Source organism: Neobacillus phoenicis (assembly GCF_047302305.1).
GTDB lineage: Bacteria > Bacillota > Bacilli > Bacillales > Cytobacillaceae > Neobacillus.
Map to the genome: position 1 here is coordinate 2,243,395 of NZ_CP154847.1, position 22,309 is coordinate 2,265,703.

Consider the following 22,309-nt stretch of genomic DNA (forward strand, 5'->3'; position numbering starts at 1 on the left):
TATGTTAGACATCTACGAAAAAATTAGTGAATTATACGATAAACGCAGAGAAGTTGAGCTTGGTGGTGGGGATGAGCGGATTGACAAACAGCATGAAAAAGGAAAACTAACCGCAAGAGAACGAATTGAACTCTTAGTGGATAAAGGGTCGTTTGTCGAATTGAATCCGTTTATCGAACACCGCACGAATGACTTTGGTTTGGATGAGCAAAAAGGACCTGGTGATGGTGTTGTCACAGGGTTTGGTAAAGTGAACGGACGTCCCATTTATTTATTCTCCCAGGATTTCACGGTTTTTGGTGGTGCATTAGGGGAAATGCATGCGAAAAAAATTGCGAATGTCATGGATTTAGCTGCTAAAAATGGCACTCCATTTGTTGGACTAAATGACTCTGGTGGAGCAAGAATTCAAGAAGGTGTCGTTTCACTAGATGGGTATGGTCATATCTTTTACCGAAACGCAATTTATTCAGGTGTCATTCCGCAAATCTCTGTTATTATGGGACCGTGTGCTGGTGGTGCGGTTTATTCTCCAGCTATTACGGATTTCGTTTTTATGGTTGAAAAAACAAGCCAAATGTTTATTACCGGGCCAAAGGTCATTGAAACAGTAACAGGTGAGAAAATCTCTGCGGAAGATCTTGGGGGAGCAAATGTCCATAATTCCATTAGTGGAAATGCCCATTTCCAAGCGAATTCAGAAGAGGAAGTATTACAAAGTGTTCGCAAGCTATTAAGCTATCTCCCTCAAAATAATGAAGAAAAACCGCCAAAACAGGAAGTGGAGCATGAAAATGATTACCGTCCAGATTTAACGGATGTGATTCCTTTTGACGCGGTTCGCCCGTATGATGTTCGCAAAGTCATTGAACAAGTGACAGATGCGGACTCCTTTATGGAAATACAAAAGGATTTTGCTAAAAATATAGTCGTTGGCTTTGCGAGGATTAAAGGGGAGTCAGTAGGACTTGTTTGTAACCAGCCAAAGGTGATGGCGGGAGGTTTGGATATTGACTCATCAGATAAAGCAGCCCGCTTTATCAGGACCTGCGATTCTTTCAATATCCCAATCATAACGTTTGAGGATGTGACTGGCTTTTTCCCAGGAGTAAAACAGGAACATGGAGGAATTATCCGCCATGGTGCTAAGATTCTATATGCCTATTCAGAAGCAACTGTACCGAAGCTGACGGTAATCTTAAGAAAAGCATATGGCGGAGCATATGTGGCTTTAAATAGTAAGTCAATTGGTGCTGACTTAGTGTTTGCTTGGCCCAATGCTGAAATTGCGGTCATGGGTCCTCAAGGTGCAGCTAATATTATCTTTGCTAAGGAGATTAATAACAGCGAAAATCCTGAGCTGACACGCCAACAAAAAATCGATGAATACCGCGAAAAGTTTGCCAATCCATATGTTGCTGCCAGCAGGGGAATGGTGGATGATGTTATCGATCCTCGTGAAACTAGGATTAAAATTATTCAGGCTTTAGAGATGCTGAGAAATAAAAAAGAGTCACGTCCATATAAAAAACATGGAAATATCCCACTTTAAGATGAATCAGATGCTCTTTCATTTGATGATATCCGTAAGAAAGAGGTATACTGAAATAGAAAAAGTGTAAAGCGCCTTGCTAAGGCGCTTTCTCCTTGACGATTGTAAGTACATATATTGGAGGGTCAATCAAATGGTGAATCAAGAACGTCTTTTGAATGAATTTTTAGAGCTTGTGCAAATTGACTCAGAAACGAAATTTGAGACTGAAATTGCAAAGGTATTAAAACAAAAATTTTCTGATTTAGGTCTTGAAGTTTTTGAAGATGATACCATGTCTGTAACAGGACATGGAGCAGGGAACTTAGTTTGTACGCTTTCAGCAACTAAAGACGGCGTAGATCCAATTTATTTTACTTGCCATATGGACACAGTTACACCTGCTAAAGGGGTAAAGCCTTCTATTAAAGATGGTTACGTGGTTACTGATGGCACGACAATTCTTGGTGCAGACGATAAAACTGGTATTTCTGTTATGCTTGAAACCATCCGTCTTTTAAAAGAACAAAATTTACCGCACGGATTAATTCAATTCGTAATTACGGTAGGAGAAGAGTCCGGTTTAGTAGGGGCAAAAGCACTTGATCCTTCGTTAATGAAAGCGAAGTATGGTTATGCTCTTGATAGCGATGGTTTAGTTGGTAATGTGGTTGTTGCTGCTCCAACACAAGCAAAAGTGAAGACTGTAATTTATGGGAAAACAGCACATGCTGGTGTTGCTCCTGAAAAAGGTATTTCTGCCATTACGATTGCTGCAAAATCCATTGCTAAAATGCCGTTAGGCAGAATTGACCATGAAACCACTGCTAATATTGGCCGTTTTGAAGGCGGGCAGGCAACCAATATCGTTTGTGACCGCGTGGATATTTTAGCAGAAGCACGTTCACTTATACCTGAAAAAATGCAGGCACAGGTAAGCAAGATGAAGGAAGCATTTGAAACAGTTGCTGCTGAGATGGGCGGCAGAGCAGAAGTAGATGTGGAAGTTATGTATCCTGGCTTCAAATTTGGTGAAGGCGATCTTGTGGTTGAGATTGCTCGTAAAGCAGCAGCAAAAATTGGCCGCAGCTGTGAGCTTCAGCATAGTGGCGGCGGTAGTGATGCTAACGTTATTGCCGGGTTCGGAATTCCAACTGTAAACCTTGCTGTTGGCTATGAAGAAATCCATACAACAAATGAGCGCATGCCACTTGAGGAATTATACAAGCTGGCAGAAATGACGCTTGCTATAATTGATGAAGTAGCTAATCAATAAGAAAAGTTTAAAGGAGGGTCTTAGACTCTCCTTTTTGCTATACTAGACCTATAAATGGTTTAAGGATGATTAACATGAAGGAAATGTATCCAAAAAACGGCCGAGTCATTTTACATGTGGATATGAATAGCTTTTATGCGTCCGTTGAAATGGCCTTTGATCCTAATTTAAAAGGGAAGCCAGTAGCAATTGCAGGAAATGTGGAGGAGCGACGTGGTATTATTGTGACCTGCAGTTACGAAGCAAGAAAGTTTGGTGTAAAAACAACGATGCCGCTCTGGGAAGCAAAAAAACTATGTCCCCAGTTAATCGTAATGAAACCGAATTTTGAGAGGTACCGGGCAGCATCTATTGGGATGTTTGATATTCTGAGACAGTATACCGAAATGGTGGAACCCGTTTCAATAGACGAAGGCTATCTAGATATTACAGAGAGTTTTGAATTTGGCAGTCCTATTGACATTGCTAAAAGTATTCAAAAAAGAGTTCTTGAACAATTGGATTTGCCGTGCAGCATCGGCATTGCTCCGAATAAGTTTTTGGCTAAAATGGCTTCTGATATGAAAAAACCGATGGGCATTACGATTCTTCGTAAGCGTGATATTCCGAAGATTTTGTGGCCTTTAAATACAAATGAAATGCACGGTGTTGGGAAAAAAACAGCAGAAAAGTTAACGACAATTAGAATACACACGATTGGTGATTTAGCAAAAGGCAATGAAATTCAACTTAAATCACTCCTTGGTATTAATGGAATTAGGATTAAAGAAAGAGCCAATGGTATCGACAAAAGGCCTGTTGATCCCGGGGCCATTGAGGAGTTTAAAAGTATCGGTAATTCGACCACACTTCCTCGCGATGTAAGCAATCAGCATGAGCTTTATCTTGTGTTAGATTCACTTGCTGAAACCGTTTCAGTTAGGTTAAAGCGAAAAAACGTCCTTACAACTACTTTGGGTATTACGATTCGGTATAAGGACAGAAGAACGATTACAAGAAGTAAAAAACTTCCTAACCCAATAAATCATAAAGAGGACCTAGCTGTATTTGCAAAACAGCTCTTTTTAAAATCCTGGAATGGGGATCCTGTTCGTTTATTAGGGATAACAGGCAATGATTTGGTAGATCAAGATAACGCCTATAAACAGTTAGATTTATTCTCCTTTGAAAAGGATGCGAAAAAAGAACCCCTGCTTAAAACATTATCCAGCCTTCGTGAGAAATATGGTAAAGAGATTATTGAGAACGCTGGCTCCCATAAGGTAGATCCTTCACACAATGTAGGGACGGGGACAAGCTTTAATAAAGATTTCTTACGTTCATTTCCTATGAAAAATAAAGAAGAAGACTAAAAAGCTCCACTTTGCTTGGAAACAAAGCGGAGCTTTTTGACATTAGGTAAGTATAAAATTCGACTTTGAGAATTGTCCAGCTCCAGCGCCTAGCCCCTCGGGTCAAATAACCTTCTGCAATAAAAGTCAAAGAACGACTTTTCTTGCAGAAGAACATTTGCCTGTCGGGGCTGATCAAGGGGCTTCCGCTTTTCTATCCTTACTTACAATTATCTACGTCTAAATCTGTAACAGGCCACCAGAAGAAGCCATCCTTTTCCAATAGTTCCTCCGCAGCTTGTGGTCCCATTGAACCGGAAGCGTAATTTGGGAACTCAGCCTTGGTTCCTTCCCACACTTCCGAAATTTTATCTACAAAGGCCCAAGAATAGGCAACTTCATCCCAATGGGTAAAGTTGGTCGCATCACCGCGCATGCAATCATAAAGCAGCTTCTCATAGCCTTCAGGAGTGTTCATCGCATTAATTCCTGTGTTAGCAAAACTCAACTTAACTTCTTGAGCATCTAAATGTCCGCCAGCCTTTTTTGCATTAAGGTGAAGGGTAATTCCCTCTTCTGGCTGGATATGAATCACAAGGAGGTTTGGATTCAGCATTTTTTCTGTCTGATAATATAAATTCATTGGAATGTCTTTAAATTGAACGACAATCTTTGTTGATTTTGCTGCCATTCGTTTACCTGTTCGAATATAAAACGGAACGCCTGCCCAGCGGAAGTTATCGATCATCACTTTCCCTGCGACAAAGGTCTCTGTATTCGATTCCTTGTCTACCATTTGTTCATCACGATAGGCTGGAACACTCTTGTCAGCCATCATTCCCTCACCATATTGTCCGCGGACAAAGTAATCATTTACTTCGTCACCCACAACCGTTCTGAGTGAACGAAATACCCTTACTTTTTCGGAACGAATTTCATCCGTTGTCAATTTAATTGGAGGTTCCATCGCAAGCAAGGCTACCATTTGCATCATATGGTTTTGCAACATATCACGTAAAGCTCCGCTTGTTTCATAATAACGCCCTCGTTCTTCGACACCAAGTGTCTCACTAGACGTAATTTGGATATTGGAAATGTAACGGTTATTCCACAGCGGTTCGAAAATAGCATTAGCAAAACGGATTACTTCAATGTTACGTACCATTTCTTTACCTAGATAGTGGTCAATTCGATACACTTCTTCTTCAGAAAAGGCTGTTCTAATTTGTTTATTTAGCTCTTTGGCAGATTCTAAATCATGTCCAAACGGTTTTTCAATGACTAGGCGTTTGTAGCCTTTTACATTGGTTAAGCCATCTGATTTTAAATGAAGCGCGATTGGTCCGAAAAACTCTGGTGCCATCGCGAGGTAAAAGATGCGATTTCCTTCAAGTTGATAATTCTCATCAATCTCATGAGCTAATTTATTTAATTCTGCGTATGAGCTTGAATCGGCCACATCGTGTGATTGGTAATAGAAATGAGAAGCAAACTCATCAAGATTATCCTTGTTCCCTAAGGCTGCCAATACTGAATCCTTTACTGATTGCTGAAAATCATCATTAGACATGGATCTTCTTGCAACTCCAATGACAGCATATTTATTTAATCTCCCTCGCTCAAATAAACGGTATAGGGAAGGAAATAGCTTTCGATGTGCTAAATCCCCAGTTGCTCCGAAAATCATAATTAATGAAGTCATGTTTTTTTCCACGGGTTAAAGACCTCTTTCCTTGTAGCATAATTTACTTATGTAGTTTGAAGAAAAACCATTTCTTTATCCAAATATTAAATTTAGCTGTTTTCATTATCTTTCGCAAATATATTGATTTGCATGTAAGCAATATGTCTTTCTGTTATTGCTGAGATAAGAAGAAATCCAAACAAGTTTATGTTATATTATCAATATTGGCTAAGGAACGGTGAAAGGAGAATGGAACTTTGGATTTATTTTTTTTAGGAACGGGGGCAGGAATGCCGGCGAAACTCAGAAATGTCACATCTATAGCCTTGAAATTGCTCGAGGAACGGGGAGCAGTATGGTTATTTGATGTGGGTGAGGCGACGCAGCATCAAATTTTACACACATCCTTAAAACCGCGGCGGATTGAAAAAATCTTTATTACTCATTTACATGGTGATCATATTTATGGTTTACCTGGTTTGTTATCCAGTCGTTCGTTTCAAGGCGGGGAGTCAGAGGTTACGGTTTATGGACCAAAAGGAATTAAAGAATATATCGAGATGAGTCTGTCGTTAAGTCAGACCTATTTAAAATATCCCTTGAGCATCATCGAAATTAGCGAAGGAATTATTTTTGAAGATGACCAGTTTGCAGTGGAAGCTCGGCTGCTTGAACATGGGATTCCTTCGTATGGATATCGAATCATGGAGAAGGATAGACCGGGTACTTTGCATGCTGATAAGTTAATTAAAGCGGGTGTTCAACCTGGGCCACTCTTTAGACAAATAAAAAACGGTGAATCGGTTACTCTTGAAGATGGACGGGTGCTTGATCCGAATGAGTTCCTTGGCCCTGAACAAAAAGGAAGAGTAGTTACCATTCTTGGAGACACAAGATATTGTGAGAATGCGATGCTATTAGCTAAAGAGGCAGACCTTCTAATCCATGAAGCAACCTTCTCAAAAGGGGAGGAAACCTTAGCCTACGATTACTTTCATTCAACGACCTATCAGGCAGCAGATATTGCTAGAAAGGCTGGTTGCAAGCAATTATGTTTGACCCACATCAGTTCACGATATGATCGGAATGATTGGCGCGAGTTAGTGGCCGAGGCAATGGAAACCTTTCCTAATACAGACATCGCGGAGGATTTTAAAGAGATTCATATTCCGCTTAGGTAAAAAAAGCACTTACTGAAAAATCAGTAAGTGCTTTTCCTTTCTTATACCCAGCCACGTTCGTATTGTTTCGGTCCTTCAATGGTTACACCAAGTTCTTTGGCTGCTGTTCGCGGCCAGTATGGGTCACGCAGCAACTCACGTGCTAGGAAAACTAAATCTGCTCGATCATTCTGCAATATTTCCTCAGCCTGAATTCCCGTAGTGATTAGGCCAACCGCACCTGTTGGAATTTCAGCACCATTTTTAATCGTTTCAGAATACTTTACCTGATAACCTGGATACACATGAATATGTGCGGGTACCACAGCACCTGAGCTTACATCCACTAAGTCTACACCTTGTTCTTTCATCCAATCTGCGAACACTATGTAATCTTCAGGTGTTAATCCATCCTCGTGATAATCATGTGCAGAAACCCTTACAAACAAGGGACCTGACCAAACCGTTTTAACAGCAGCAATGACCTCACGCAGTAAGCGGTATCGGTTTTCAGCCGAGCCGCCATATTCGTCTGTACGTTTGTTGGAAAGGGGGGATAGAAATTCATTAATTAAATAACCATGTGCTCCGTGAATTTCAATTACATCAAAACCAGCCTCGGCCGCTCGGGCCGCCCCTTTTTTAAAAGCTTCAACGGTCTCTTTAATATCAGTGACTGTCATCTCTTTCGGAGTTTTCGATTTTTCATTAAACGCAATCGCTGAAGGTGCAATGATTTCACCTTCTAATACAGCTTTTCTACCAGCATGGGCAAGCTGTATGCCTGTTTTCGCCCCATGTTCTTTCATTAACCCCACAAGCTCTTTGAAGCTCTCAATATGCTCATCACTCCAAATACCTAAATCCTGTGGAGAAATTCGGCCTTGTGGAGTAACTGCTGTTGCTTCAACAATAATGAGACCAACCTGACCGACTGCTCTGCTTGTATAGTGGGTACGATGCCAGTTTTGAACATGCCCGTCTTCGTTATGGCTAGAGTACATGCACATTGGTGACATGACAATTCGGTTTTTTAATGTCACTCCCTTTATAGTAAGGGGAGAAAATAATTTTGTTGTCATCTAAAAGTCCCTCCTGTTTCTTTACTAACCACTTTAGTATAGCAAAAGGTATAAATTTAATGTAAAATCCTGCTTCAGTCGTGATCTCTTAGTTCACTTAATCGGTAAGTCGTTCCTCTCCAAACAATTCCACCACGTTTAAAGGTAAGCAAGCTTGCTCGAATAATCGAATAAATAAACAGTAAAGCAGTAATGGGAAAAACGAGAAACAGTACAGGCGAAAAGACCGTCATTCTTTTAATAATTAACAGATATAGAATTCCACTTGTAACAATATTACCTAAGCTTAGAAAGGCTATGGTTTTGTTTGTAGAAAAAATCGTCAGGAACGGAAGTACATTGGTGACAAAGACCCCGAAGATCGAAAAAAACACCATCCTGACTTGATAATTTAGGCCTGCAAACGTATTTTTCTCCAGACCGATAAATGCCTCCCTTAAACTTCCATACCATTCGACTTCAATTAGCCTCAGTGCGGTGACAATTCTTTGATGGTAGCCTGCCTTTTTCATTTTCATCCCCAGCTGTAAGTCATCGTCTGGTCGCATTTTTAGTCTTGCGTGTGTGCCAAATGATTCATAAGCCTCTTTAGAAACAAGATTAAATGCCCCAATTCCTGTTCCAATTTTTGATTTTGGATTATTTGCCATCCATGGCCGCTTAAAATAGGAAAAGCCAAACAGAAAAAAAGCAACAAAGGTTTTTAGCCAAAAATGATTCGCGCTTAAATTGGGTGCAGCTGTTAAATGATCGAGTTGGTGTTTTTCAACGTAATGGAGTGCCTTTGCAAATGCTTCCTTTCCATATTTCACATCGGCATCAGTGAATAGTAGCCATTTTCCCGATGTATGAAGTGATCCCTTGTATAAGGCATGATTTTTTCCAAGCCAACCTACAGGTAATTCCTTCACATGAATAACCTTGACCCGAGGATCTTCTTTCATCAATTCATCAAGAATTTTTCCAGTTTCATCCGTGGAGCGGTCATCTACTAAAATCCATTCCACATTTCTATAGGTTTGCTGCAGCTGGCTTAGGATACTCGCCTTTATTTGTTTTTCTTCGTTTCTAGCTGCTACGATCACCGATAACATGGGTCCTGTTTCTAAACTTTCTTCGTTTTCAAGCGAGTCTAATTGACGGAACCCGATCAGTGCATCAATTAGAAAAACAATCCAAACGAGAATTCCTAATGAGAATAATATTGTTAGCATGAACCACACTTCCTGGACCTTTTTCCCTAGTTTATAGCAAATGAATCGAACATCCAACTAGGAAGGCTGATCCGCTGTCTCAAGTTGTGAACGTAAGGCAGTCCCCATTTTTTTAGACTGGGCAGTCGCTGCCTTTATACAAGAAATGAACGCTTGCTGTACTCCGTTTTCTTCAAGGACTTTAATTCCAGCTTCTGTTGTTCCGCCAGGACTAGTTACTTCCTTGCGCAGTTGTGTAGAGGACTTACTCGATTTTTTGACCATCTCTGCTGCTCCCAGCAATGTTTGAACAATAAGCTCACTAGCCATTTCTTTTTCAAGACCAACTTCAACTGCACTTTTCTCCATTGCTTCGATTAGATAATAGATGTATGCTGGACCACTTCCAGATAGGCCTGTGACCGCATCCAACTGTACTTCTTCAACAAAAGTAGTTAATCCAACCGTACCAAAAAGGTTTCTTGTTTTTTCTATCTGCTCGTTGGTAACCCGCTGATTCATAGCGACCGCAGTTGCAGATTTGCCAACTGCGGCTGAAGTGTTTGGCATGGACCGTACAATCGAAAGGGGTTTTCTTGCCAAGGTTTCTATAGTACTCATGGATACACCTGCTAAGACGGAAACGACTAGCATGTGTTCAGTAAGCTGTTCGCGTATGGCTTGAATTGCTGTCGCTGCATCTTTTGGCTTCATCGCTAACATAACAATATCTGCACCATCGAAAAGAGCATTCAAATCATACGTGCTACTAACACCATACCGCTCCTTAAGACTATTTAGCCTTTCCTTATTTGAATTGTTTGTTACCCATACATTTTTTCTATCAATTAATTCATTCTCAAGAATTCCCGAAATGAATGCTTCAGCCATGGAACCTGCACCGATAATCGCTATTTTGTTCATTTTTTTTCCTCCTTTTTCTCCGTAAAATAAAATAGACCCTTCATCCGTAAAGGACGAAAGGTCTAACTTCCGTGGTACCACCTTCATTTACCCCCATTTAGCCAATTTTAATTTGGGGGTTCACTCGACTCCGATAACGCCGGACGTGCGTTAGGTTTTCCTAAGTGCTCGTAAGGTAGGTTCAATGATTAAGAGGGCGGTGAAGCCTTTCAGCCTATGGGCATCACTCTCTTTTGCCATTTCTCATTTACTGGCCTTAGTCATCGCTTTAACGTAGCAAATTTTAATTGTGATTATGCAAGAGAAATAGGTTGTCTGTCAAGTGAAATGTTGTAAGAATTTTTTATTTTTTCTAAAAAATTATGCAGAAATAATGACAATTAGGGAATAAATCGTTACACTTTATTTTATACATTTAATGACAATACTGTTCATATCTTTCTATTTTCATTTCTTTATTTAATGCTCTGTTAAACTTGTCTGTTGATTTCCGCTCCAGGCGCTTCGCTTTCCGTGGGCGTTTCGGCGAGCCTCCTCGGCGCTTGCGCCTGCGGGGTCTCTCCTGAACCGTACTCCCACAGGAGTCTTCGCGCCTTCCGCTCCAATCAACAGGGTATAAAATCAACAATGTTCTTTAACACAGCCTTATTTAACAATAATATTAAGGGGTTTTCATTATGACAGAATGGAAAAATGGAATTGCTAAAATTACCTTACCAACACCATTTCCTGTTGGAGATGTGAATGTTTTTTTGATTAAAGGAGAGAGGTTAACACTCGTTGACGTGGGAGTGAAAACAGAGGAATCTTGGAATTCATTAAAAGAACAGTTGGCAGAATTACATATACATCCGGATGATATTGAACAAGTGATCTTAACGCATCATCACCCCGACCATGCAGGAGGACTAGACTTTTTCCCTGCTTCTGTAGAGGTTTATGGTCATCTGTTGAATGAACGGTGGATCAACCCGACAGAAGCCTTTTTTCAAGAACAAGAGACTTTCTTTCGCTTATATTTTAAAGAATTTGGGCTTCCTGAGGAGTATTTTCCGTTCCTTTCTAAGCTTAGAAAAACGCTGAAGTATTCTTGTAATCGTTCCCTAACGGGACATCTTTCTGAGGGGATGAGGCCATTAGGGCTTAGTGAGTGGGAGGTCATTGAAACGCCTGGTCATGCTCAAAGTCAAATTGCTCTCTTCCGAGAAAAGGATGGAGTATTAATTGGTGGTGATTTAATTTTGGCTCATATTTCACCAAATCCATTGCTTGAGCCGCCTGCACCTGGTGAAACAGAAAGACCAAAGCCGCAGCTTCAGCATAACGATTCGATGAAAAACTTGTTGGCGTATCCTATTCAGTGTGTGTACACCGGGCACGGTGAAGAAGTGTATGAATTAGAAGCGCTTATTGAAAAACGACTCACAAGGCAGCATGAGCGGGCGATGACTGTTAAAAACTGGCTGCAAGAAGAGGAACTCTCTGTATTTGAAATTTGTCAACGCCTTTTTCCGACTGTCTATCAGCGTGAACTCATGCTAACCATATCAGAAACGGTCGCTCAACTTGACTATTTAGCCTCTATCGGCGAAATTAGTAGTAACGAAAAACAGCCCGTTCTCTACAAGGCGATCTGAAGATCGAGTAACGGGAGTAGCGAGTAGAGGTGTTCATGTGGGAAGGGAACTACTAAAAGAAAAAAATATTGTGATTACCGGTGCATCGGGAGGAATCGGTGCAGAAATCGCTAGGCTTTGTGCAGCAAGTGGTGCTAACCTTGTATTACTGGCAAGAAGTATAGATAAGCTTGAGAAGTTTAAAGTTGAACTGAAGGAAACCCATCAAGTTAACGTGAATGTTTTTCAGCTTGATGTATCTGACACGGTACAGGTAGAGAAGGTATTTAAGCAGATTTTTGAAACGATTGGTCAGGTTGATATCCTTGTCAATAATGCAGGCTTCGGCATTTTTCGTGAAGCGCATAAAGCAACAATGGATGAAATCAAGGGTATGTTCGATGTGAATGTAGTGGGGCTGATGGCGTGTACGAACATGGTGCTGCCGAAAATGCGGGAGAGACGTTCTGGTCATATCATCAATATTGCCTCGCAGGCAGGGAAGATTGCTACACCAAAATCAAGTGTATACTCAGCTACTAAACATGCCGTTCTTGGCTATACGAATGCACTAAGAATGGAACTTGCGGATTACAATGTGCTCGTAACAGCCGTTAATCCAGGACCAATCGCTACTAATTTTTTTGACATTGCAGATGAACAAGGGACATACGTAAAAAATGTGCAGCGATACATGCTTCAGCCTGAATATGTTGCAAGTAAGGTGGTTGACAGCATGCTGACGAAAACAAGAGAAATCAATTTGCCGCGCTGGATGAACATGGGAAGCGTGGTTTATGTTCTTTTTCCACGGTTGTTTGAGCGCCTTGGCAAGCGGGCGTTTAATTCAAAATAGTTTTAATTAATCGGCCTCTATTTTGAGGCTTTTTATTTTGCCTAGATTTCATCCAGCTAAGAAATCATAAACGGTGTCATTTATGATTTCATGTAAATCTGCTTTTGGTTCTTCTTCTTTTACTAGCAAAATTTTATTGAGCAGATTCTCCAAATCTTTTTCCCCAATGGGCATGGATTCAGTTGAATAATACTGTTTCAGACAGTTTAAAATCATTTTCTTAATCAGCTTTTTCTCCACAAAAATACACCTCACTCCTATTATAACGGTTTTTTAGCTAATCTCTATACGAAAACTTGTCAAAAAATTCCCATTGAATACGAACGCATATTCGCTTATGATTAGGAATATAATAATTAAGAACAGATGTTCGAATAATAAAGTGTGAGGGAAACTCCATGGTCGATTACAGTACGCTTCCGCAAAATAAAATTTTATGTGTGGACATGAAAAGCTTTTATGCAAGCTGCTCAGCTGTCATGCTTGGCCTCGACCCTTTGAATTGCTATTTAGCTGTTTGCGGTAACAAAGAACGTCAAGGGAGTATAGTACTTGCTGCTTCGCCGCGATTGAAAAAAGAATTCGGGATTAAAACGGGATCGCGAATGTTTGAGATTCCAAATGATCCAAGAATCCAAATTGTTGAGCCGAAAATGGCAACCTATTTACGTATTTCTACGGAAATTTCGCGCGTGTTTAACCGGTATGTACCAAAAGAGGCCATCCATACGTATAGTGTCGATGAAAGTTTCATTAAAGTCGATGGGGCTGATCATTTATGGGGAGATGCCCATACCATTGCTCAGAAAATAAAGGATGATATTGAGCGGGAATTTCAGCTGCCCTGTGCAGTGGGGATTGGTCCCAATATGTTAATGGCAAAGCTTTGTCTTGATCTTGATGCAAAGAAAAAAGGCGTGGCAGAGTGGACATACGAGGACGTCCAAACAAAGCTTTGGAAGGTATCACCGCTTAGAGAAATGTGGGGTATTGGCAGACGTGTGGAAAAAACATTAAATAGTATGGGGATTTTTACTGTCGGGCAGCTGGCCCGCTATGATTTGGAAACGCTGGAAAAGAAATTCGGAATTATGGGAAATCAGTTATATTATCATGCCTGGGGAGTGGATCTCTCTGATTTAGGAGCAACCATTATCCAAGGGCAAATCAGCTTCGGAAAAAGCCAAATTCTCTTAAGAGATTATAAAGAGGAAGAGGAGATTAAGGCTGTCATGTTAGAAATCTGTGAAGAGGTGGCACGAAGAGCAAGAACACATCGAAAGGCAGGGAGAACGATTAGTCTTGGAGTAGGATACAGTCAAGATGAATTTGGCGGCGGTTTTCATCGTTCAAGAACCATTCATCAGCCCACAAATGTAACGATGGAGCTTTACCGTGTCTGTCTGGAATTATTTCATGAGTACTATACGGGAAAGACAGTACGGCAAATTTCTATTTCTATCGGCAACATTGTTGATGACCGTGAGCTGCAACTCGATCTTTTTGACAGGGGTGCCTATAAGAGACGAGAGCTTGGCTATGTGGTGGATGCTGTCCGGAGACGCTTCGGTGCAGGATCTCTGTTGCGCGCAGTTTCTTATACAGCTGCAGGAACAGCCAAGCATCGTGCCACATTGGTTGGGGGACATAAAATGTAACGAAAGAAGGAGAGCGTATGATTCGCGACCGTGGGAGGATCAAGTGGACGTCGATGATGCTTCCCGAGCATGTGAAATTGCTTAGGGATTGGGTGAAGGAAGATGGATTTGAACAAAAACGGGAAATGGATGAACAGCAACTGGAGCTCATGAATGAGACTCTTTCGGAAGCAATCGAGTTCGACCAGTTCGTTACCGTTACTCACTATCGGAATCGAAACTATGAAATTGTCATTGGAAAAATCCATTACTGGGATGAACTGCTGCAAAGACTTCATATCGTTGACCGCTTTGAAGAGATACATCGCATTCCCATTATGGATATTGCCGATATCAGACTGACCGATTTGTGAAAAACAAAAAGCGGCCCCTGTTGAAGGCCGCCCATTATCCTAATCCTCTTTAGGAACACGAACTTGAGAGTCAAATTTCCCTTTATGTGAGCCGTCACAGTATGGCTTGTTGTTTGATAATCCACAGCGGCAGAGGGAAAAGGCTGGTTTTGATGGATATACATTACCTTCGCCATCAAGCAATTCTACATCACCTGTAATTCGTAATGAACCGTTATCATTTACTTTGATTTGTACTTTTGACATAGCAAACACCCCTTTTGGAATTTCGTATTAATCTTGAGAATAACTGGAATATAAGGAAAATGCAACAAAAGATGAGCAAAAATAATAAGAATCCCTTACAACCTATGCTACAATCACGATATGCTTAAAAAAGGGGAATTAATCATGCAAATCGATATAACAGCGGCAGCAATAGAGAAAATAAATGAAAGAACAGCGGACCGCAAAGGGTTTTTAAAATTAAAATACGATACAGATGGCTGCGGGTGCGCGGTAAATGGGGTAATCGCCCTGTGGTTTGTACCGGCAATAGATCAAGATGACGACTTGGCTATCGAAACAAATGATCGACCGGTATATGTAGAAAAAGCGAAAACTGTTTTTTTAGACGATGATATGAAAATTGACTTTTCTCAAACCGCTAATTGTTTTCAACTAAAAAGTCCACAGCAAATCTTAAATGGACGTATGAGTCTAATGATTAAAGAAAAAACAGACTGATCCCCAAGTGGACAGTCTGTTTTTTTAAATGGAGGGATGAACATATGTCTCCAAGAATTCATCGATAACTCGCTCATAATCGGCACGGTTTTCGTTAAAGGACTGTGCATGCCGTCCATTTTCAGCCAGGTATAACATTTTAGGGCCCTTTTTTTGCTCAAATAAGTCCTTTGACATGGTAGGGAGAATAAAATCGTCCTTTTGACTGTGAATGAACAGAACGGGGTGTTTAATATTTTCAATAACCGAAATGGGCGATACGTGTCGAATGGAATACTTGTCTCGAAAACGCAATAGAATATCACCAATCGGAAGTAACAGTCCGGGTAGTAGCTTAAAGTCTTTTTTTATGAGATAGGCAAGCTGCTCCTTAAAATCAGAAAATGGGCAATCTGCAATGTAAAAGTCAGCCCCATCCTCAAGGAGCCCCGCGTACAACAGCATGGTAGCGGCTCCCATGGATTCCCCGTGAATGCCAAGCTCAAGGTTCGGTCCTTTTTCTTTTTTTAGCCAATCTACAACCGTTTTTAGGTCAAATTTTTCATAGTGACCAAAGCTGGTTGTTTTTCCACCGGATTCTCCGTGACGGCGATGGTCGTAAATGAAGGCATTAAACCCTCTCTCTAGAAAGAGGTTCGCATATTTAATCGAATTAATTTTCGTTTCCGTTACGCCATGAGAAATAATGATATATCGGTTCGTCTTGTGTGGTTCAATAAGAAGTCCTTTAATCATGTAACCAAATGGTGAAGGAATATCAACGTCCTGTTTTGGCAAAGATTCGAATTCATCAGGCTTATATCGGCCAGCTTCCTTTTCGCGCCTTAAGATTAATTCTTCATCCTTTTTTTTCATATACATCAGACGGTTGGTAAAGTATAGAGCAAGAGATAACCAGAAAAATAACACAATAAACAAGGTCCGAAATGCCTTCCTCACAATTGGCACCCCCCGAAGTCATTACTATAAACTATGAAGGTCACGTTTGTAGTGCCCATAAATTAACAGTTTTAATTTTAGCATAAAAAAAGCCGCTCACACCAATAAGCGGCTTTGCTTATCACTATTGCTCTGCATTTTGCCTTTTTGTTGGATGTAGTGCTTTTTCGAGTTCCTCGGCAGCAATCATCCGTTTGCCGCCACCAGCTGAATCGGCATAATTTTTACCGCTTTGACTGTTACCTTTATCTCGTTTTTGGCTCATAAAATCTAGTCTCCCTTCATGGTGGTCTCAATAATTAAGATGGATTACCAGAAGACCGATTATTCACGAAAAAAGAGATTAGCTTCTAGACAGTTTGAGCATGAAGGCGATAATAACTGCTTTCGATGGGTCTTGAAAGATGTGGACGTACGATTTCAATAGCATCAAGGAGTTTATCCAGGCTTACACCTGTGTCAATTCCCATCCGTTCAAGCATATACACTACATCCTCCGTCGCGGCATTACCTGCAGCACCAGGAGCAAAAGGGCAGCCGCCAAGACCGCCAGCGGACGTATCAAACCGATCAATTCCTGCCTGAAGAGAAGCGAGAATGTTCGCAAGTGCCAGCTTCCGTGTGTCATGAAAATGGGCAGTTAGTATGGTTTCAGAAAACGCATTTTTTAACTGTGAAAACAAGGAATACGCTTCATTCGGTGCGGCCATGCCGATGGTATCGGCCACACTTAATTCATCTACTCCTGCCTCTACAAATTCAGAACATAGCTTAATTGTATCATTTTCATTCATTTTCCCTTCATACGGACAATAGAAGGCGGTCGAAATACAAGCGCGGACAAAATAGTTTTTTTCTTTTAGCTCCCGGATGATTGGTTTTAGTTCTGCCATACTATCCTGCGTAGTTTTGTTGATATTTTTTAGATTAAAACTGTTGCTAACACCAACAAATACGGCTACCGCTTTGCAATCAGTAGAATACACCCGATCAATTCCTTTACGGTTTGGAGCAAGGACAAAGTTTCTCGCGTTTCCATCAAGGCAATCTGCAACAATTTCTGGGGCGTCTCCCATTTGAGGCACCCATTTTGGAGACACAAACGAGGTCAGCTCCATTTCCTCAAGTCCAGCATTCCTCAGCCCAGAAATAAATTGTTTTTTGATATCAGTTGGTACAAATAACTTCTCATTCTGCAGTCCATCTCGAGGACCAACCTCGATAATCGTCACTTTTTTAGGTAAACTTAGCATCATTTTCCCTCCAAACAATTCATACTTTCATTGTAGAGGTGGTAAAATCAAAAAATCAAGAATAATAGAAATTTTGACAAAATAAGAGGAATTTCTGTATTTAACTAGAAATAGTAAATGAAAAGAGGTAGAGGGGAGAACGGAAATGAGCCAAACAGAAATAGTAATTGTCAGTGCTGTACGTACCGCATTAGGAAATTTTAATGGTAGTTTAAAAAATGTATCCGCACCTGAACTTGGCGCAACAGTTATTAAAGGGGCGCTTGAAGCAGCAGGAGTAAAGCCTGAACTAGTGGATGAAGTGATTATGGGAAATGTCCTTCAAGCAGGGCTAGGGCAAAACCCAGCAAGACAGGCAGCTATTCAAGCGGGAATTCCTGAAAGCGTTTCCTCGATGACGATTAATAAGGTTTGTGGTTCTGGCTTAAAGGCAGTTCACTTAGCAACTCAGGCAATTTTGGCAGGAGACGCTGACATTGTGGTTGCAGGTGGAATGGAAAATATGAGCCAGGCACCATTCCTATTAAAAAATGCCCGCGATGGCTTTAAAATGGGTGATCAAAAGCTAGTCGACACCTTGACCTCCGATGGTCTTACATGTGTGTTTAATGATTATCACATGGGGATAACAGCTGAGAATTTAGCGAGTAAATATTCCATTACAAGAGAAGAGCAGGATGAATTTTCTGCGTGGAGTCAGGCGAAGGCAGTGGAGGCCATTGAAGCAGGCAGATTTAAAGATGAAATCGTAAAGATTGTCATTCCGCAACGCAAAGGGGAACCTATTGTTTTTGACACAGATGAATACCCAAAAAAAGGAACCACTGCAGAGAAGTTGGCGGGATTACGTCCTGCTTTTAAAAAGGACGGCAGTGTAACGGCAGGGAATGCTTCTGGAATCAATGACGGAGCAGCGGCTGTTGTTGTAATGAGTAAGGAAAAGGCAGATGAGCTAGGGCTTAAACCTTTAGTAACAATAAAAGCCAATGCAAGTGCAGGGGTAGATCCAAGTATTATGGGAATTGGACCAGTAACAGCGGTGAGAAAGGCGCTTGAAAAAGCTTCCGTTTCAATGGAGGATTTGAACCTAATTGAGGCAAACGAAGCTTTTGCAGCCCAATCACTGGCTGTAGACAGGGAGCTTCATTTTAATAAAGAAATTTTAAACGTGAACGGCGGGGCTATTGCACTTGGACACCCAATTGGGGCAAGCGGTGCAAGAATTCTCGTCACCTTAATTCATGAGATGAAAAGAAGAAATGCGAAAAATGGATTAGCTACACTTTGTATTGGTGGGGGTCAAGGGGTAGCAACAATTGTAGAGTTAGCGTAAAACATTTGAGGGAGAGAGAGCAAAAATGAAGAAAATTTGTACATCCTTCCAGGATGCGGTTGCCGATATTCATGATGGAGCTACGTTAATGGTTGGAGGATTTGGCCTGTGTGGTATTCCGGAAAATCTCATTTTGGCCTTAGCTGAAAAAGGTGTGAAGGATTTAACGGTCATTTCTAACAACTGTGGGATTGATGAGTGGGGCTTGGGACTTCTTTTAAATAATAGACAAATCAAAAAAATGATTGGCTCCTATGTGGGAGAAAATAAAGAGTTTGAGAGACAAGTGTTAACAGGTGAACTTGAGGTAGAACTAACACCACAGGGAACCTTAGCTGAAAAAATTCGTGCGGGTGGTGCTGGTATCCCAGCATTCTATACTCCTGCCGGGGTAGGAACACCGATAGCTGATGGGAAAGAAACAAAGGTTTTTAACGGAAGAGAGTACCTATTAGAAGAAGCACTGACTGCGGATTTTAGCTTAGTCAGGGCATGGAAAGGGGACAAAATGGGGAATCTTGTTTACCACAAGACAGCACGAAACTTTAATCCGATGATCGCAGCAGCAGGTAAAGTGACGATCGCAGAAGTGGAAACCCTTTATGAGATTGGTGAATTGGATGCTAACTTCATTCATACCCCAAGTATTTATGTTCAAACAATTATTGAAGGAACTCAAGAAAAGCGAATAGAGAGACTAACCGTTAGGAACTAGAGTCGGTGAAGGGAGAGAACTTGAATGGCAAATGAAAAAGTCTCTGTCAGAGAGAGAATTGCGATTAGGGCAGAGAAAGAAATAGAAAATGGCTTTTATGTAAACCTAGGAATTGGAATGCCTACCCTTGTAGCCAATTATATGTCAGCGGATAAACAGGTTGTCCTGCAATCAGAAAATGGACTTCTTGGTATCGGTCCATATCCACATAAGGACGAGGTAGATCCTGATTTAATTAATGCAGGCAAGGAAACGGTAACGGCAATTGCTGGTTCAGCTTATTTTGACAGTGCTGAATCATTTGCAATGATCCGTGGTGGTCATGTCGATATAGCGATTCTTGGTGGTATGGAAGTATCTGAAACTGGGGACCTTGCAAACTGGATGATACCTGGAAAGATGATTAAAGGTATGGGTGGAGCCATGGACCTTGTTCATGGGGCTCGAAAGATTATCGTCATTATGGAGCATGTAAATAAAAAAGGTGAATCCAAAATTTTAAAACAGTGCACTCTTCCGTTAACGGGAAAAGGGGTAGTCAACCGGATAATTACTGAGCGCGCAGTCATGGATGTAACAGACTACGGATTAAGGCTCGTAGAGGTTGCCGAAGGTTTTACTGTTGAGGATGTTGTTAATTCAACAGAAGCCACCTTACATGTGGATGAAAATGTGAAACTAGAAGCTTATTAATTGTGAAAGCAGGTTGTTCAAACGGACAGCCTGCTTTTTTGTAGGGATTTAAAAAGTGATGATATACTATTACTAAATTAAATCTTAATTAAGGGGAAGTTAGAATGAAAAAGAAATCAAAGCAAACAAGACAAGCAGCTCCAAAAAAAGATGATTCAGCCGTAACATTAAAAGATCTAATCAATCCCAATTTAATAAAGCAACTAAAAGAACAGCAGGATCAGTTAAAGGCAGAGGAAGAAAAAAGAAAAGAAGCAGAAGAACAGCGGAAACGGGAAGAGCGAAGATTAAAGGAAAAAAACAAATCGTTCGAAGAACTTTTAAATGAGAGCGGGATGAATTGGAAAGAGTTTAAATAAAAGGGAGAGCGCATGCTCTCCCTTTTTCAGGCTGTCGAAAAACTATCGATAGCCTTTTATTTTATTTATTCGCTTTAGTAATCAAATGCGTTAATTAGTTGGGTAAATAGAATATGCTTTTTTAACAGGTGTATCAAATAAAGACTTCAACTTACATTAAATGATATAAATAAGGTAAATTCAATGTTTAAGCCAAAAAAGTGTAGCCAAAATGAATATAAAATTTTTTCTATTAATGAATTAGTTCCAGATGACTACCTTTTTTGTTAGATTAACAAATAACAAATAACAAATAACAAATAGATTGATTTCTCGTTTCTTGAAAAAGTTCGTCCTTATTATAGTGAGAATAATGGCCCCAACTGGTACCCATTCTTTTTTATTTGATGTTTACAAGGTACCTTTTGGGGTATGTTCAGAAAGACTAAAGGAGCACAAGAAAAGGTGTGTTGCTGAACTTTAGGTTGGATTGCCTCCCTGTTGATTGGAGCGGAGGGTACTCGACTCCTGCGGGATGAAGAGGTCACTGGAGACCCCGCAGGCGCCAAAGCGCCGAGGAGGCTCCAGGACCTCCCCGCGGAAAGCGAGTACCCGGAGCGGAAATCAACAGGCCAGTTAGCAGGGAGAAACATTATATAAATATCTGAGAAAAATTCACTTTTTTGACATGCTGCCTTTTAACGGTGTTCATTATAAATACTAGCTTTTGTTAGTTCTCTAATCATCCTTATTTCTTCATTTGTCAACGCTTGACTTCTAACTGCATTTGCATTTCTCTTAATCTGACCGGGGCTGCTGGCACCAGCCACAACAGAGGCAACTGCCGGGTTAGCTAGATTATACTGAAGGGCAACCTCCGTAAATGAACGGGATGAAGCCACCTTTTCCTTCAATAAAGGTAAAATGTCCTGTAGTTCTTCCAAAGAATAGTCTAAGTACCCTTTTTCAGAAGCTTTATCAAGTAGCTTATCGCTTAACAGTCCCTTTGCAAGAGGTCCGCGAGTGACGACGCTAATTCCATTCTCATGAAGAAGAGGTAATACTGTTTCTTCCGGTCTGCGGTCAAGTATGCTGTATTGCATCATTACAGACACGATACTAGACTTTTTTACGTATTCCCGTATGACATTCGGTCGAATGGATGATATGCCATAATATCGAATGAAGCCTTCTGCTTTTAATTCCTCAAATGCTTCAATGGTTTCATCAATCGGGTCATCAAGGGTACCGCCATGCAATTGATAGAGATCAATATAATCTGTACCTAAACGCTTTAGACTGTTTTTAACTTCTTCCTTTATATACGTCTTAGAAGGGTCCCATGACCAGCCAGTTCGCTCCTTGTGCCAGCGGTTACCAACCTTCGTCGCAATAATAACTTGTTCGCGGACATCTTTTAAAGCCTTGCCTACTATTTGTTCATTACTACCAAAATCATATAAGTCAGCAGTATCAAAATAATTAATGCCTTCTTCAAGTGCCGCTTCAATAATAGGTCGTGCAATCTTCTCCTCCATTCCAATGGACATACAGCCAAGACCTAGTTCAGTTACAAATAAATCAGATTTTCCTAACTGCCTTTTTTTCAAAAAAAATCACCCCGTCCTTTTCTATCATTTTAGTAAAG

Annotated in this window: 23 protein-coding genes; 13 read left to right on the forward strand and 10 right to left on the reverse strand. The window is 40.8% G+C overall.

Going from position 1 to position 22,309, the window contains the following annotated elements; all coding sequences use genetic code 11:
• Position 1 precedes the first annotated feature (1 nt).
• The 3 genes from AA0X95_RS11565 (at position 2) to AA0X95_RS11575 (ending at position 4,159) form a co-directional block, all read left to right on the forward strand.
• Positions 2-1,552 (forward strand): acyl-CoA carboxylase subunit beta, encoded by a 1,551-nt coding sequence (locus AA0X95_RS11565; RefSeq protein ID WP_413308989.1) that lies wholly within the window; start codon positions 2-4, stop codon positions 1,550-1,552.
• 133 nt (positions 1,553-1,685) lie between these two features.
• Positions 1,686-2,807: a tripeptidase T gene (locus tag AA0X95_RS11570; RefSeq protein WP_413308991.1), complete on the forward strand. Its 1,122-nt coding sequence runs from the start codon at positions 1,686-1,688 to the stop codon at positions 2,805-2,807.
• Between the two features lie 74 nt (positions 2,808-2,881).
• Positions 2,882-4,159 carry a DNA polymerase IV gene (locus AA0X95_RS11575; RefSeq protein WP_413308993.1) on the forward strand — a complete coding sequence of 426 codons (1,278 nt, stop codon included), beginning with the start codon at positions 2,882-2,884 and terminating at the stop codon, positions 4,157-4,159.
• Between the two features lie 199 nt (positions 4,160-4,358).
• Here AA0X95_RS11575 and zwf read toward each other — a convergent pair whose 3' ends face one another.
• Entirely contained in the window at positions 4,359-5,840 is a 1,482-nt protein-coding gene (gene zwf / locus AA0X95_RS11580; RefSeq protein WP_413309969.1) for a glucose-6-phosphate dehydrogenase, read from the reverse strand.
• Positions 5,841-6,079: 239 nt separating this feature from the next.
• Here zwf and rnz point away from each other — a divergent pair, with 239 nt between their 5' ends.
• Positions 6,080-7,003, forward strand: a complete 924-nt coding sequence (gene rnz, locus AA0X95_RS11585; protein ID WP_413308995.1) for a ribonuclease Z — start codon at positions 6,080-6,082, stop codon at positions 7,001-7,003.
• A 41-nt stretch (positions 7,004-7,044) separates the two neighbouring features.
• Here the strand turns inward: rnz and namA are convergent, their stop codons facing one another.
• The 3 genes from namA to proC all read right to left on the reverse strand — a co-directional run bounded on the left by namA (position 7,045) and on the right by proC (position 10,181).
• Entirely contained in the window at positions 7,045-8,064 is a 1,020-nt protein-coding gene (gene namA / locus AA0X95_RS11590) for an NADPH dehydrogenase NamA (RefSeq protein WP_413308997.1), read from the reverse strand.
• 74 nt (positions 8,065-8,138) lie between these two features.
• Positions 8,139-9,278, reverse strand: a complete 1,140-nt coding sequence (locus AA0X95_RS11595) for a glycosyltransferase (RefSeq protein WP_413308999.1) — start codon at positions 9,276-9,278, stop codon at positions 8,139-8,141.
• Positions 9,279-9,335: 57 nt separating this feature from the next.
• Complete coding sequence (proC, locus tag AA0X95_RS11600; protein ID WP_413309001.1) at positions 9,336-10,181, reverse strand: pyrroline-5-carboxylate reductase; 846 nt, start codon at positions 10,179-10,181, stop codon at positions 9,336-9,338.
• Positions 10,182-10,858: 677 nt separating this feature from the next.
• Between proC and AA0X95_RS11605 the strand changes: the two genes are divergently transcribed.
• Both AA0X95_RS11605 and AA0X95_RS11610 read left to right on the forward strand, forming a co-directional pair.
• Positions 10,859-11,818: an MBL fold metallo-hydrolase gene (locus tag AA0X95_RS11605; RefSeq protein WP_413309003.1), complete on the forward strand. Its 960-nt coding sequence runs from the start codon at positions 10,859-10,861 to the stop codon at positions 11,816-11,818.
• 37 nt (positions 11,819-11,855) lie between these two features.
• The gene (locus AA0X95_RS11610) at positions 11,856-12,653 is read left to right on the forward strand and encodes an SDR family NAD(P)-dependent oxidoreductase (protein WP_413309005.1); all 798 of its coding nucleotides are present in this window, start codon (positions 11,856-11,858) and stop codon (positions 12,651-12,653) included.
• A 48-nt stretch (positions 12,654-12,701) separates the two neighbouring features.
• On the opposite strand, the gene AA0X95_RS11615 is transcribed toward AA0X95_RS11610, so the two are convergent.
• Complete coding sequence (locus tag AA0X95_RS11615; RefSeq protein ID WP_413309007.1) at positions 12,702-12,893, reverse strand: YqzH family protein; 192 nt, start codon at positions 12,891-12,893, stop codon at positions 12,702-12,704.
• 158 nt (positions 12,894-13,051) lie between these two features.
• Here AA0X95_RS11615 and AA0X95_RS11620 point away from each other — a divergent pair, with 158 nt between their 5' ends.
• Positions 13,052-14,311 carry a DNA polymerase thumb domain-containing protein gene (locus AA0X95_RS11620; RefSeq protein WP_413309009.1) on the forward strand — a complete coding sequence of 420 codons (1,260 nt, stop codon included), beginning with the start codon at positions 13,052-13,054 and terminating at the stop codon, positions 14,309-14,311.
• 17 nt (positions 14,312-14,328) lie between these two features.
• The gene (locus AA0X95_RS11625) at positions 14,329-14,664 is read left to right on the forward strand and encodes a YolD-like family protein (RefSeq protein WP_413309011.1); all 336 of its coding nucleotides are present in this window, start codon (positions 14,329-14,331) and stop codon (positions 14,662-14,664) included.
• Positions 14,665-14,703: 39 nt separating this feature from the next.
• Here AA0X95_RS11625 and AA0X95_RS11630 read toward each other — a convergent pair whose 3' ends face one another.
• Positions 14,704-14,910 carry a CDGSH iron-sulfur domain-containing protein gene (locus AA0X95_RS11630; RefSeq protein WP_413309013.1) on the reverse strand — a complete coding sequence of 69 codons (207 nt, stop codon included), beginning with the start codon at positions 14,908-14,910 and terminating at the stop codon, positions 14,704-14,706.
• 144 nt (positions 14,911-15,054) lie between these two features.
• On the opposite strand from AA0X95_RS11630, the gene AA0X95_RS11635 reads away from it, so the two are divergent.
• The gene (locus tag AA0X95_RS11635; protein ID WP_413309015.1) at positions 15,055-15,390 is read left to right on the forward strand and encodes an iron-sulfur cluster biosynthesis family protein; all 336 of its coding nucleotides are present in this window, start codon (positions 15,055-15,057) and stop codon (positions 15,388-15,390) included.
• 24 nt (positions 15,391-15,414) lie between these two features.
• Here the strand turns inward: AA0X95_RS11635 and AA0X95_RS11640 are convergent, their stop codons facing one another.
• The 3 genes from AA0X95_RS11640 to AA0X95_RS11650 form a co-directional block, all read right to left on the reverse strand.
• Positions 15,415-16,329, reverse strand: coding sequence for an alpha/beta hydrolase (locus tag AA0X95_RS11640; RefSeq protein WP_413309017.1), 915 nt, complete (start codon positions 16,327-16,329; stop codon positions 15,415-15,417).
• Between the two features lie 124 nt (positions 16,330-16,453).
• Complete coding sequence (locus AA0X95_RS11645; protein WP_413309019.1) at positions 16,454-16,594, reverse strand: hypothetical protein; 141 nt, start codon at positions 16,592-16,594, stop codon at positions 16,454-16,456.
• 85 nt (positions 16,595-16,679) lie between these two features.
• Positions 16,680-17,585, reverse strand: a complete 906-nt coding sequence (locus AA0X95_RS11650; RefSeq protein ID WP_413309021.1) for a hydroxymethylglutaryl-CoA lyase — start codon at positions 17,583-17,585, stop codon at positions 16,680-16,682.
• A gap of 142 nt (positions 17,586-17,727) precedes the next feature.
• On the opposite strand from AA0X95_RS11650, the gene AA0X95_RS11655 reads away from it, so the two are divergent.
• From AA0X95_RS11655 to AA0X95_RS11670, 4 genes are all read left to right on the forward strand, one after another.
• Positions 17,728-18,915, forward strand: coding sequence for an acetyl-CoA C-acetyltransferase (locus AA0X95_RS11655; protein ID WP_413309024.1), 1,188 nt, complete (start codon positions 17,728-17,730; stop codon positions 18,913-18,915).
• 25 nt (positions 18,916-18,940) lie between these two features.
• The gene (locus tag AA0X95_RS11660) at positions 18,941-19,630 is read left to right on the forward strand and encodes a CoA transferase subunit A (protein ID WP_308083295.1); all 690 of its coding nucleotides are present in this window, start codon (positions 18,941-18,943) and stop codon (positions 19,628-19,630) included.
• 24 nt (positions 19,631-19,654) lie between these two features.
• Positions 19,655-20,323, forward strand: a complete 669-nt coding sequence (locus AA0X95_RS11665; RefSeq protein ID WP_413309026.1) for a 3-oxoacid CoA-transferase subunit B — start codon at positions 19,655-19,657, stop codon at positions 20,321-20,323.
• A 104-nt stretch (positions 20,324-20,427) separates the two neighbouring features.
• Positions 20,428-20,682: a YqkE family protein gene (locus tag AA0X95_RS11670; protein ID WP_335529150.1), complete on the forward strand. Its 255-nt coding sequence runs from the start codon at positions 20,428-20,430 to the stop codon at positions 20,680-20,682.
• A 677-nt stretch (positions 20,683-21,359) separates the two neighbouring features.
• On the opposite strand, the gene AA0X95_RS11675 is transcribed toward AA0X95_RS11670, so the two are convergent.
• Positions 21,360-22,271 carry an aldo/keto reductase gene (locus AA0X95_RS11675; RefSeq protein ID WP_413309028.1) on the reverse strand — a complete coding sequence of 304 codons (912 nt, stop codon included), beginning with the start codon at positions 22,269-22,271 and terminating at the stop codon, positions 21,360-21,362.
• Between the last annotated feature and the right edge of the window lie 38 nt (positions 22,272-22,309).